The sequence below is a fragment of the Arsenicicoccus sp. UBA7492 genome, assembly GCF_002479615.1.
Lineage (GTDB): Bacteria > Actinomycetota > Actinomycetes > Actinomycetales > Dermatophilaceae > Arsenicicoccus > Arsenicicoccus bolidensis.
Window position 1 is genome coordinate 1 of sequence record NZ_DLOE01000061.1, and the last position, 11,975, is coordinate 11,975.

Genomic DNA, 11,975 nt, shown 5'->3' on the forward strand with positions numbered 1-11,975 from the left:
TCGAGCTCCACCGCCGCATCGTCCGAGGCTTCCGCAACCGCGACAACTACCGCCTACGCTGCCTGCTCATCGCCGGCGGACTCACCCCATGACCCCACGCTCAAGTCGGAAGAGCCCCTATGGCGAGCTGCCTGGCGTGGCCGAGCTGATCACCCCGGAACGTGTCATCACCTGCGTGCAGGACCGGATCGCGGCCCTGCACGCGATCGCAAGCAGTGACGAGATGGAAGAACCCGCACCCGGCATGGCCTACTGGCATCCCGGCCTGGTGGTGACTCACACCCGCTCGGGACTCGGCGCCGTCTTCGCCCCGGACACGAGCCGCCCAGGCATCGGCGTGATCTACTCCAAGCAGGGTGGCCACGACCGGTGGGAGCAGTACGCCGGCCTGGGCATCGGGGCCAAGCTCTACCGGCGTGGGGCCTCGCTCTACCCGACTCTTCGGTGGGCCTCGTCACACTCGAGCCCGAGGGCCTTGGGTTTGCGCCGGAAGCTCCACGCCGACGACCCGTGGCGCTGGGAATACAGCCGCTGCGCCTGGTGCAACAAGAACCTGCCCGCTAAAGGGGAGGACCCCTGTCCCGTCAACTGGGAGGACGCCTGCCGAGAAGACTTCGCGGGCCACGAACACACCGAACATCACCCCGATGGAAAGGACCCCGTGGCGTGATGGTGCGCCCGTCGCTGATAGTGACGCGCTCGGCGCCCCTGGCCCTGGTGGTCTTCGGGCTGCTGGGTGGCATGTTGTGGTGGATGTGGGACGTTGCGGGTGCGGAGCGTCCGTGGCTGCAGGCGGCCGTGGCCATCAACCTCCTGATGGTGAGCATCGTGTTATGCCCAGGCACGTTGGTCGAGTCGTTGCGATGTGACGGTCTGATCTGGTGGCAGGCGAAGACCTCCCGGTGTGGAGTGGAGCTGTCTGAGGGTTCCGTTCCGCGACCAGGAGGTCTTCGTGTCTCACGCTACCCATGCCAATGCTGCTTTGACCCCACGCGCGCGCCTGCGCCTGGCGGTGCTCGTGGTCGAGCGGGGGTGGCCCATCGCCCGGGCCGCCGAACGGTTCGACGTGTCGTGGAAGACAGCAGCGAAGTGGGCCCAGCGGTACGCCGAGGAGGGCAGCGCCGGGATGCTCGACCGGTCCAGCCGCCCCCATCACCAACCCCGCCGCACCCCGCCACGCCTGGTCCGCCAGATCGTGCGAGCTCGCCTGCGACATCGGATGGGACCGGTCCAGATCGGTGACCTGCTCGGCGTCCCCGCATCCACCGTGCACGCCGTGTTGACCCGGTGCCGGCTGCACCGGCTGTCTTACCTCGACCGGGCGACCGGCGAACCGATCCGCAGGTACGAGCACGACCACCCCGGCGACCTGCTGCACGTGGACGTCAAGAAGCTCGGCAAGGTCCCCGACGGCGGCGGCTGGCGGTACGTCGGACGCGCCGCGGGTCAGCGTCATCGCGCTGCCACGTCGGCACGCACGGGCGTCCCGAGAAGCAAGTACCGCCAGCCCCTGATCGGGAACTGCTACCTGCTCACCGTCATCGACGACCACTCCCGGGTCGCGTACGTCGAGGCTCACGACGACGAGACCAAGGAGACTGCAGCGCTGGTGCTGCGCAACGCGGTCGCGTGGTTCGCTGAACGCGGCGTCACCGTCAAGCGGGTGATCAGCGACAACGGCGGCGCGTATCGCTCCCACCTGTGGGCCGACACCTGCACCGAGCTCGGCATCACCCCCAAGAGGACCCGCCCGTACCGGCCCCAGACCAACGGCAAGATCGAACGCTTCCACCGCACCCTGGCCGACGGGTGGGCCTTCAAGAAGTTCTACCCCAGCGAAGCCGACCGGATCGCAGCCCTGGCACCCTGGGTCCACCAGTACAACCACCACCGGCCCCACTCAGCGATCGGCAAGGTCGCCCCCATCACTAGGTTGGACAACCTGTCTGGGCATCACATCTAGACATCGGTCCACGAGATCTGCTGCTCGCGGGCGAGGCTGCGAAGGTCCACACTTCCCGCACGGATACGCCAGACTTCGGTACGCCCAGTGGGGAGCAGGGTCCGCGGCGGCAGGCACACCTCCGTGCCGGCCAGCTCGAGCGCGGCGTACTTGATGACCTGGGCGGCGTAGTAGTTGGGCACGGTGACCTCGTCGATGATCACGGCCCCTTGCGCCTTGAGCTTGCGCTTGCGCTCCTTGGGCTCGCCGGTCGCTATCCCGATCACCATCGCTTCGGGCGCGTGGTACTGGAGGACCGTGCAGGGATTGGTCATTTTCGGGTCGTCGGCCGGGACGAGCTCTGCATCTTTGGAGATCTCCCAGGAGCGGCGTGACTTCTGGGCGAGGTTGGCGATGCGGCGAGCCGTGCCTGGGTCATGTTCGGGCCACAGGATGGTGCCGTGTCCGCGCAGGATGGCGTAGCGGCGAAGCCTGGTGAGTGCGGCGCGGTTGAGGACCAGATCGTCGGGCTTGGCGAGCCAGCGTTGGATGGTTCGGGGGGACACCTCGAGGATCTGGGCGAGGCGGCCAGTGTTGACGCGGGCTTCGTTGATGCCGCGCCCTTCCTTGGGTGGGTAGGCGGCTCGGAGCCAGCACACCAGGTCGGCCGTGGCCGGTGTGGCCAGCGGCAGGGCTGTCTCGTCGATCAGGCTGGCTTCGTTCACGGCCATCACTTCCAGGTGATGTGGTCGATCTCGAGGTCAAGCGAGCCGCCGAAGCCAGCGGCAACGCCGTCGATGAACGCGTTGGAGGTAGCTTCGGGGTCACCGTCCATGAGTGCGTCCATGACGGCCGCGGCTGCCTGGGGATCGAGGTCGAAGTTGAACGATCGCGCGCTGTTGCGCCGGCTGTCTCCACCGCTGACCGTCACCTTGGCCTTCACTCGGCCCGAGATGGGCTGGCCGGCATAGAAGGCCTTGCGCATGGCCGGGTCTACGGCGCGTTTGCGCCCCGCGGGACTGGCCGCCCACAGGTCACGCGCCCTGTCCGCCGCTGCGGACCGGCCGCGCTCGGGGAGCTTGCCGTTCCGGATCCAGCGCTGAACGGTCCCACGCGACACGTCGAGCCCCTCGGCTGCGGCAGCGGTGTCTGCGGAGTTCTTGCGAGCGCCACGGCCGAAGAGGTCCCGCAGCATCGTTTTCGGGCGAGGCTGGACCGGACGTCCGCGCAGGGAGTCCCACAGCCGGCCGTGGTTCTGCTGGTCCTTCGGCGTCCCCTGCAACGGAGGTGACGGCGGTTCTTCTTCGGTCGGGGCGATCGGCTGAGGCTGCGCGGGGGGCTGGACGCGCTTGACACGGCGGGCGCGGGGCTTGGATCCCCCGAAGTCGAGGGGCAGCTGGTCGTCAGGCATCGCAGGCTCCTAGCGGGGCTGAGAGGTGGGCTGCGGCGCTCGTCCCGGGACCCCATTCAGCAGGCCCATGTGAGCGGCATACTGCCAGCGCCCGGTTCGAGGCTCGAGGGCGGTGGGTCCCCACTGGGCGAGGAGTCCGCTTCCGATCGGGCGCCAGCCTCCGCGGAGGTCCTCGAGCTTGTCGGGGCGTCCTGGCCAGGCGCTTCGTGGGTCGGGGTCGGCGCTGGCGTAGACGAGCGTGTCGCGGTCTGCGACCAGCAGGGTGGCCGGTGCGGCCGCGTTCTGGTGCCCGTCCATGATGGTGGCCACCATGGCGGTGCGGCTGGCGGCCTGGATGATGTCGCGGAAGTCGGGGCGACGCAGGTGGTGGTTTGGCATCAGGTCCCTGGAGGCGAACTTCTGGGTGGTGCTGGAGTACACGGCCTTGACGGTGGCCGCGACGGGCTCGGGGGCGGAGTTGCGGGCGTCTCGCAGGATCCGTGCGGCGCCGGCGAGGTACTGGGCCTGGACCTTCCAGGTGTAGGCCTCGTGGTAGGTCAGCGAGTCGGTCAGGCCGGGCGCGAGCTTGTCGAGCTGCTTGAGCGTGTGGGAGGTCACCCAGACGCGGTCATTGCTTACGACGGCTGGCAGCGCGTTGAACGGGTCGGGGAGGCGCCAGTCGGGCCAGTCCTGGTCCCAGCGGCTCACCAGGTAGTAGCTGGCGCGCTCGTCGCCGCTCCAGCGCGCGTCGCTGCCGATTAGGTGCTGCAGCCCCTCGAGGCCGAGGTATACGTTGCCCCACGGGTTGAGGTAGTGGCTGCGGTGGTCGTAAGCGTGAACGTAGGTCAGAGCGCGGTCGTCGGGCGTCAGTGATGCCCACGGCCTCCACCAGGAGTAGTTGGACTCGATCATCGTGAACCGGGTGTCGCGCGAGTCGCGCAGGAAGGGCGGGATCTCGCCGGCCTCGAACTTGACCGGGCTAGCGCCGCTGTCGGGCATCGGCTCGTCGGCGCTGGCGCGGGGCGGTCGGGTGTGGTCGATCAGGTCGAAGCCGGTGTTGCCCGCCGTGTTGTTGAACGGGACGCCGACATGGTCGGCGAACTGCTGGGCGCGGTCCACCAGGGTGCCGGGGTCGACGAGGTGGCCCTCGTCATCGGTGAAGAGGGGGATGCCTGCGAGCCAGCTCCACGGCACGAAGATGAGCCGAGCTCCCCGACGGTGGTCCTCGTGCTGGATCCGCACGATGGCGTCCAGGCGTCCGGCCCCGAGGTCCCACCCGTCTGCGAGTGCGGCGGCGACGGCCGGCAGCTCGTTCAAGGGCGCGAACGCCGCCTCGCGTTGTTTCCGGGTTCGCTCGTCCCCCAGGAGCATGTCGTCGAGCTCGACGGTGGCGGGCAGCCCGAGCCGCTCGAGGGCGCCGGGGTACAGGTAGATCTCTCCACGGGCGGGCAGGGTCTTGCCGCCGCCGTGACCGAGGTTGTACGTGCGGGTGAGCTCGGCCAGGTCGCCCAGGTGTCCGCTGCGCCAGTGGTGCTTCTCCCCGCCGGGCAGGTACAGCCACTCGGCATCCAGGGCCGCGGCGAGCGCACGGAAGCGCTTCTTGGTTCGGGCTCTAGGTCCCGGCTGGCTGGGGTTGACCGTGGGCTCTTTCCTCGCGCTGGGGGCTGGAGATGCGGGGGGCGGTGATGCCTCGTGAGTTGGCGTGGGTGCCGGCGCGAGCACCTCACGCTCGAGGTAGTTGATGAGGCACTGGCCACCATGGATCGGGACGCCGTGCAGGGTCTTGATCGCGTCCGTGGCGCACACCACGCAGGGGGCGGTGTGTCCCGTCGGCATGCGCACCAGTTCGGGCACGGGCTGGGCGCTCCCCACGGTGCGGGGGCGTTCCTCGGCCGGTCTCACGGGCTCTCGGGGAGCCGGCGCCTCGGGCACGGTCGAGGAGGACGACTGCGAATCGAGGTGCGGCTCGTCGGCCCGCTGGATGGCGGGGGCGACATAGCCGGCTGGCATGGCCTTGAGCATGCTGTAGAAGGTGGCCCGGGCGATCTGCGCGATGCGGATCATGTCGGAGGCAGACACTGCCTTGTGGCTGCTCAGGGCCCACACGTTCTCCTGGATGCGGGCCATGGCCTGCTCTCGCTCCCAGGATGCCTTCTTCAGGTCGCCGGCGGCCCTCAGGATCTCCGCCGCCTGCTGGGAGCCGAGACTGAGCGCGACCCGGGTCTCCCAATCCTGCCGGGCCTGACCTGTCCCCCACAGCTCGACCCGAGCCTCGCCGCTGGTCTCCTGGCTGCTCGAGCAGTCTCCCACCAGGCCCGATCGCTCTAGTTCGACCAGCTGCTCCGCGAGGGGAACCGCCGCGGTGAGGGGGCCGCCGAAGGGCACCCCTGCTGACGGGTGAGGATGGCAGGTCATCTGCAGCTGGGCGCCAGCTGCGATGCGCAGATGGCTCAGGCGCTCACGGCGCAGACTGTCTACCCGCGCGAGCGCTTGGCTGATGGTCATCCCTGACATGTTCACTAGTGAACACCCTTTGGCGCTGTATGTCTACCTCTGAACACTTAGGACTTGGCCTGCCAACAAACACTCACACGAACCATGACACCGGCACAAATGCCCCCGCCGGGCGGGCCGGCCTCAGGTGGGGAGGCCGGCCAACAGTGCGCCATGCATGGGCGCGTGGGGGTCCTGGCTGCGCGCCAACACCTCGGGGGTGGCGGTGTCGGTGACCAGCGTCATGTGGGCGCGGTGCCGCGACAACATGACGCACGTGCGGCCAGGGTCGGTGCCGAACGGCGTGACCTCGCGGTATCCGGCCAGGGGATGAAGCACGACCGCCACGGCGCGCTCACTGCCTTGCACAGCATTGGTGGTGCCCACCAGCACGTCGGGCAGGTCGGCCAGCAGCGCCCGCACGGCCCCGGCCTGGCTGACGTGCGCACACGTGACGATCACGTCAGCGGCGGTCACCAGACGAGTGCCCTCGCCGGTGGTCAGGCGGGCTCCGACAAGGGCCCGCACACGATCCGCGCAAGCGTGCGCGAGGATCGGGTCACCGGGTCCGCCCGTGACGGTCACCGGCGCGGCGACGACCTCGGGAAGCACCTGCCCGGCCTTGTCCGTGACGTGCTCGGGCGGGCGACGGGACGTGAACGGCAGTGCGGGGTAGAACACCGGCTGGATCAGGGCCGTGGTGACCGGCCCCAGCCGGTAGGTGTACCGCAGCGCCACCACCGATGCGGAGTCCCCGTGGGCGCTCAGCAGCGCGTCCGGGCCGGGCAGGTGGGGGGCAGTCCGGCTAGCGGCCCACCTGCCCGTCTCGCCGGTCACCACCGGGTCGATCTGGCCCGGGTCACCCACGGCCACGACCTGTGAGGCGAACGCGCCCAGCGCGCCCAGGTCGGCGTAGGTGGCCTGCCATGCCTCGTCCACCACCAGCACGTCGGCACCTAACACGCCGGGTTCGCGGTTGAGCCACAGCGCCGTCGTGGCGATGACCACCCCGCCACGGGTGCCGGGATAGCGCAGCGACCTGCCCTCGGTGACGGTGACGGGCACCCCGCCCAGGTCCGGCAGGGCCTGGCCCTTGGACCAGCCGAGCACGGTGTGATCGGTGAGCGCGCCGATACGGCGAGCCAACTCTGCGGCCTGCTCGCGCGTCTGCGCGGCGACCCCGACCCGCAGACCCACCCGGTCTGCCAGGGTCGCGGCCAGCAGCGCCACGAGCCGGGACTTGCCACTGCCGGGCGGGGCAGGCACTAGCACCAGCGGGTCACCGGACCACGCGGCGTGCAGGACGTTGGCGGTCACGGGATTGTCCAGGATCGCCCTGGCCCGCCACGCGGGCGCGGGTGCCGGGGGGACCGGGGCGGGCGACGGCGCGGTCTCGCAGCTTGACGCCGCACTGGGCTCGGGGGCGGTGGGGGTATTGGGGATGATGCGCATGCTCAGTCCTGCTCTGCTCCGGCGACGAGCACCTCAAGGGGCACCTCGCGGCGGGTGGGGGTCGGGGTGCGTCCGGTGGTCAGCCATGACCGGCGGTCGGCATACAGCCGCAGGTAGGCCGACCGCGAGCGCCGTTGCTGCCACGGGTCGGGTGCGGCGGCGTGCAGGGCCACGGTCTGCCCGGTGGTGGGGCGGGCGTGTGCGCCGGTGACTCCGGTGGCGGTGATGGTCAAGGTGCCGCCGGTGGCCGTGATGGTCTCGACGGTGGCGGTCCAGGTGGGAACGATGGTCTCGGGTGCGCCGACCCATCCGGTGATCTTGGTGCCGGGGCGCAGTCGGCAGTCCAGGCGGGGGCAGGTGACCTGCACCCGTCTCATGCGGTCGTCCAGCATGTGCGCGGTGCCCGTGGTGACGTGGCCGGTGTGGACGGCACGGCGGCGCGTCAGGGGGTCGGTCAGCAGCGCGGCGGCATACAGGTCGGCGGCGTTGCAGCGGTCGCGCAGACCCAGCGCGGCGCGGGCCGTGGTGTCCGGGGTGCGCCAGTCTCGGCCTGCCGTGTGGTCGTCGGCGGCACGTGCCCAGGTGTAGGTGTCGCCCTCGGTGAGTGTGTCCAGGTAGGGCAAGGGGTCACCGGCCGTGACGATCCCGGCGAGGGTGAGCATGCCGGTGGTGGTGTCGTCCGGGACGGTGAGCCACCGCCGCCAGGTGGCGGCGGTGCGCTCCGCGTCGGGGGCGTCGCCGGTGTACCAGCGTGCGGCGCAGGCGCGGGGCACCGCCAGGACCGCCCGACCGTGGGGGTAGTCTGCCCGGTCGGCGTACCAGGCCAGGGCGGCGGCAACGTCCTCGGCGCGGTGGGCGGTGCCGACCGTGCGGGCGAGCCCGTGCAGCGCGGCGACGGTGCTGCCGTCCTCGATCACGAGGGTGGGTGCCGTGGGGGCGGTCAGCGTGACGCCCATGCGGCGCAGCATGTCCAGCGCGTCGGTCCCGGTCGCGTGTTCCTCCCCCGTGCCGGGCGTCGCGGCGGCGACCGTGACGCCGTGGCGGGTGGAGCGTGCACGCACCGCGACAGGGGTCACGGGTGCGGGTGCAGGCGCGTGGCGCAGCCGGGCGATGGGCTGGCCGCAGCGGGCGGCGCGCAGCCGCCCGCCCAGGTCGTACCAGTCGGCGCTCACGGGGTCTCTCCGGGGTTGTTGGGGGTAGGGACGGGTGCCGGGGGCGCGGCCCGCCATCCGTCGCGCAGTGCGTCGGCGGCGGTGCCGTGGGCGGGCTTTTCGCCTGCCGCGACAGCCTCGGCGTCGGCGGGGTCCACGCCGGTCCCGGCCAGCAGGCGTGCCGCCAGTGCGGCGAGTGCGGGCGGGGCGGTCACTGCGGCCTCGGGGCTGCGGAGGGGACGTGCACGGTCGTCGCCCACGCCGGGGGCGGCGGCGGCGTCGCATCCCCGATCACGGCGCACACCAGCCGTGACCGTCCGGGGGCGTCGGGCCAGGGGGTGTAGCCGTCGGTCAGGACGATGGTCAGGTCAGGGCAGGGCTTGAGCCGCTCGGCGGCGGTGATGCCTACGCGCATGTCGGTGCCGCCGCCGCCCGCGAGTGCGACGGCGGCTGCCGACCGGATGCGCCGGGCATGGCCCACGGCGGCGTCGCAGTCCACGAGCTGCACCCGGTCACGGGCGATGCCGCCGGACCGCAGGACGCCCTGCACCTCACTCATGGCGGCGTCCAGGTCGCGGGTGCTCATCGACCCTGACGTGTCCACGACGAGGGCGACGGTGATGCTCGGGGCGCGCATGCTCGGCTTGACGATGCCGGGCGCGGTGCGCCGCGAGGGGCGGCGGTAGGTGTAGTCCACGCGGCCCGCGCGGTCGGCCACGGCCCGGCGCACGGTGGCGCGCAGCACCCGGTCCCACGGCACGGTCGGGGGTGCCAGGACTCCGGCGGCCCACCGCTGCACCCCGGCGGGGGTGCTGCCGCGCCCCTTGGCGGCGACGGCACTAGCGACCTCGGCGGCGACGGTGCGGCGGATCGCGCGTCCCTCCGCCGCCGATACCGGCGCGGCGGGGTCGTCCCCGCCGCCCTCGGTCGGCAGGCCGCCGCCGGACGGCAACTCACCGGACAGCGCCTGGCCGCCGCACCCCGACCCGCATCCCGGACCGCCGTCGTCCAGCGCCGCAAGGGCGCCCAGCGCCCTCTCCCGCGTGAGGTGGTCGTAGTAACGCTCGGCCAGGTCACCGGGCACGCACCCGATGCCCTCGGGAGTCACGCACCCGTCCGGCAGGGGGATGCCCGCCGCCAGCAGGTCATCGTTGATCTCGGCGTCACCCGCCAGGTTCCAGGCCAGGCGGCTCACAGGCTGCGCCAGCACCACGCTGCGTCCGTGGTGGTCGCGCAGCAGGTGCCCCACCTCGTGGGCCAGGACAGCGCCCAGAGTGCGCGCATCCCAGGCGTCCGGTCCCACCAGCAGCGTCGGATCCGCGTACAAGCGCCACTGGCCGTCCACGCCCACGGTGCCCAGGCCAGGCAAGGACACGGGGCGCACGGCATAGAGGGCGTGCATGAAGTAGGGGACGGACTCGGCGGCAACCAGACGCCCCAGCCGGAACGCGCGCGCCTCGTCGGCGGTGAACGGGCGGGCGTTCACGCGGCGTCACCCAGCCCGGCAGCAGCCACGATGGGGCCGAACACCTTGCCCACCCTCGCGGGCACCTTCGCCTTGGCCGGGCGGGACTTGCCCAGAGTGCGAGCGGCGGCGGCGGCAACGTCTGCCGCGCCGTGCTCTGCGGCGTGCAGCAGCGGCCCCCACGCCTTGCCCCAGCCCTCCACCGTCCCCAGGGCGACGCAGTGCCCCACGACCCCGGTCAGGATCGCCCAGGTGCGGTCAGGACGGCCCGACCAGTCCACGATGGACGGGTCAGCGACGACCTCCGCCGGGACAGGCAGGTCCGCCGCGCGACACCAGGTCAAGAACTCCACCCCAGCCCCCTCGCCCACCAGGCCCACCGCCAGCGCCTCGCGGGCGGCAGCATCATCGTCACGCACGTGCGCCAGGGCACGGGCGAGCATGTCCCAGGTGCGCCGCGACGGCCACGCCCCGCCGGTGGCGGCGGCGTCACGAGGGAACACGTGCAGCAGGTCCGGGCGCACGTTGAGGAAACCGACCACCGCCGCGACGCTCGCCTGACGACGCAGCTTGTCCGCCGCGACAGCCCGCGACGCGGGGGGAGCCGACCACCCCGCCGTCATTCCCTCCGCCCACGACTGCGGGCTGGGGTCGTAGGCCAGGTGACAGAACCGGTTAGCCAGCGGCGGGGACAACTCCCACCCGTCGGCGGCGCGGTCGGGCGGGTTCGCGCCCGCGACCACCCGGACCTCGCCGGGCAGCACCAGGTCGCCCACGGTCTTGTCCAGGGCCACCGACAGCAGCGCCGCCTGCACCGCAGGCGGACAGGTCGTCAACTCATCCAGGAACAGGTAACCCGCTCCCGCCTCCACCAGGCGACGCGCCCACGCGGGCGGGGACATGACGACACCGCTCGCACCGACCACGGGCAAGCCCGCAATGTCGGCAGGCTCCCGGATCGACCCCAGCACCGTCTCGCACGGCAACCCCTCCGCGCTCGCCAGACCCCGCACGAGCGAGGACTTCCCCATGCCAGGGTCCGACAGCAGCAGCACGGGCACCTGCGCCCGCCCGCACGCATCGATCACCGTCACCGTGGAAGCCAGGTCGGCAGCGATCGAAAGATCAGTAGCAGCAGTCATTCTCAGGACTCCTAGGACCAGCGAGGGAGTCACCCCCGCAACGAGTGGACACCAACCAACGTAGGCAGCCCCACTCCCACCGACAAGCCATAACACCGGCACAAGTGCCGCGTTCACAGCGCCGCGAAAGGGGTCGGCGCCGAGGTGCCGACCCCCTTTGCTGCAAGCCCTGTCAGACGGTCTCGGAGACCTCCACCGGCTCCACCTCGCAGGCACCCTCCAGCGCCCCGTAAAGCGTCTGCACAGCCTTCAGCACCCGCCCCGCCGTCTCCTTCAACACGTCGGCGGGGGCGCACTCGCACCACCCCGCCAGATACCCGGTCGACGACGCCGACGTGTCCAGCCCCAGCAGCCCCGCAACCACGTAGGCCGTGGACTCCGCCTCCACCTCAAAGCGCCCCCGGTGCTGCCGGTAGTCCTCGAGCGCCTCGATGTGACCCAAGACGATGTGAGCCGCCTCGTGCACGATCACCGACGCCGCGTGCGCCTCCGACAACCTCGCGTCGACCACCACCCGGTGCCCCTCCAGCGGCGTCGTGTAGCCGTCCTGACCGGTCCAGATGACCTCCCGTGACACGGTCCACCCCAGCTCACCGAGGTAGGACGCCACGCGGTCGAAGATACGACCCTCGTCCGCGCCAGCCAGCCGCGTGACAGGGCGCTCCTCGAAGACCAGGGACGCACCCTCGATCGGATCCGTCTGGGAGATGTCGAACACCGACACCGGCCGGAACACCACCCCCCGGCTCGTCTTCTCCTCCCCCGTGTGCTCATCGGTCCGCGTCGAGGTGAACTCCCGGGGCCCGAAAATCCGAATGCCCTTCTCCCCCTTGCGCACCTGCCTGCCCAGCCGCCGCCAGGTGCGATATCCCGCAACACGCGTCGCGTCCGGGCGGGCCGACAGGATCAGCATGACGTTGGGGACTGCTGCAGGGGTAGG

General features: G+C 71.4%; 11 protein-coding genes. 2 read left to right on the forward strand and 9 right to left on the reverse strand.

Annotated elements, in window-relative coordinates:
- Window positions 1-136: 136 nt before the first annotated feature.
- Window positions 137-670, forward strand: coding sequence for a hypothetical protein (locus tag B4E97_RS18195; protein ID WP_286961092.1), 534 nt, complete (start codon window positions 137-139; stop codon window positions 668-670).
- A 282-nt stretch (window positions 671-952) separates the two neighbouring features.
- Window positions 953-1,963 (forward strand): IS481 family transposase, encoded by a 1,011-nt coding sequence (locus B4E97_RS18200; protein WP_286961094.1) that lies wholly within the window; start codon window positions 953-955, stop codon window positions 1,961-1,963.
- Here B4E97_RS18200 and B4E97_RS18205 read toward each other — a convergent pair.
- The 9 genes from B4E97_RS18205 to B4E97_RS18245 all read right to left on the reverse strand — a co-directional run bounded on the left by B4E97_RS18205 (window position 1,960) and on the right by B4E97_RS18245 (window position 11,948).
- The gene (locus tag B4E97_RS18205; RefSeq protein WP_286961095.1) at window positions 1,960-2,667 is read right to left on the reverse strand and encodes a hypothetical protein; all 708 of its coding nucleotides are present in this window, start codon (window positions 2,665-2,667) and stop codon (window positions 1,960-1,962) included. The two genes, B4E97_RS18200 and B4E97_RS18205, sit on opposite strands and share 4 nt — an antisense overlap.
- A 5-nt stretch (window positions 2,668-2,672) precedes the next feature.
- Complete coding sequence (locus tag B4E97_RS18210) at window positions 2,673-3,353, reverse strand: helix-turn-helix domain-containing protein (protein WP_286961096.1); 681 nt, start codon at window positions 3,351-3,353, stop codon at window positions 2,673-2,675.
- 9 nt (window positions 3,354-3,362) lie between these two features.
- Window positions 3,363-5,837 carry a hypothetical protein gene (locus B4E97_RS18215; protein ID WP_286961097.1) on the reverse strand — a complete coding sequence of 825 codons (2,475 nt, stop codon included), beginning with the start codon at window positions 5,835-5,837 and terminating at the stop codon, window positions 3,363-3,365.
- Between the two features lie 132 nt (window positions 5,838-5,969).
- Window positions 5,970-7,142: an AAA family ATPase gene (locus B4E97_RS18220; protein ID WP_286961099.1), complete on the reverse strand. Its 1,173-nt coding sequence runs from the start codon at window positions 7,140-7,142 to the stop codon at window positions 5,970-5,972.
- A gap of 137 nt (window positions 7,143-7,279) precedes the next feature.
- On the reverse strand, window positions 7,280-8,449 hold the full coding sequence (locus B4E97_RS18225; protein ID WP_286961100.1) for a hypothetical protein: 1,170 nt from the start codon (window positions 8,447-8,449) through the stop codon (window positions 7,280-7,282).
- A complete protein-coding gene (locus B4E97_RS18230) occupies window positions 8,446-8,643 on the reverse strand; it encodes a hypothetical protein (protein ID WP_286961101.1) in 198 nt (65 codons plus the stop codon). The genes B4E97_RS18225 and B4E97_RS18230 overlap by 4 nt, the downstream gene beginning before the upstream one ends.
- Entirely contained in the window at window positions 8,640-9,914 is a 1,275-nt protein-coding gene (locus B4E97_RS18235; protein ID WP_286961102.1) for a DUF2201 family putative metallopeptidase, read from the reverse strand. The genes B4E97_RS18230 and B4E97_RS18235 overlap by 4 nt, the downstream gene beginning before the upstream one ends.
- Window positions 9,911-11,035, reverse strand: a complete 1,125-nt coding sequence (locus tag B4E97_RS18240; protein ID WP_286961103.1) for an AAA family ATPase — start codon at window positions 11,033-11,035, stop codon at window positions 9,911-9,913. Before B4E97_RS18240 ends, B4E97_RS18235 begins: the two co-directional genes overlap by 4 nt.
- 172 nt (window positions 11,036-11,207) lie before the next feature.
- Window positions 11,208-11,948, reverse strand: coding sequence for an ArdC-like ssDNA-binding domain-containing protein (locus B4E97_RS18245; RefSeq protein ID WP_286961105.1), 741 nt, complete (start codon window positions 11,946-11,948; stop codon window positions 11,208-11,210).
- Window positions 11,949-11,975 lie beyond the last annotated feature (27 nt).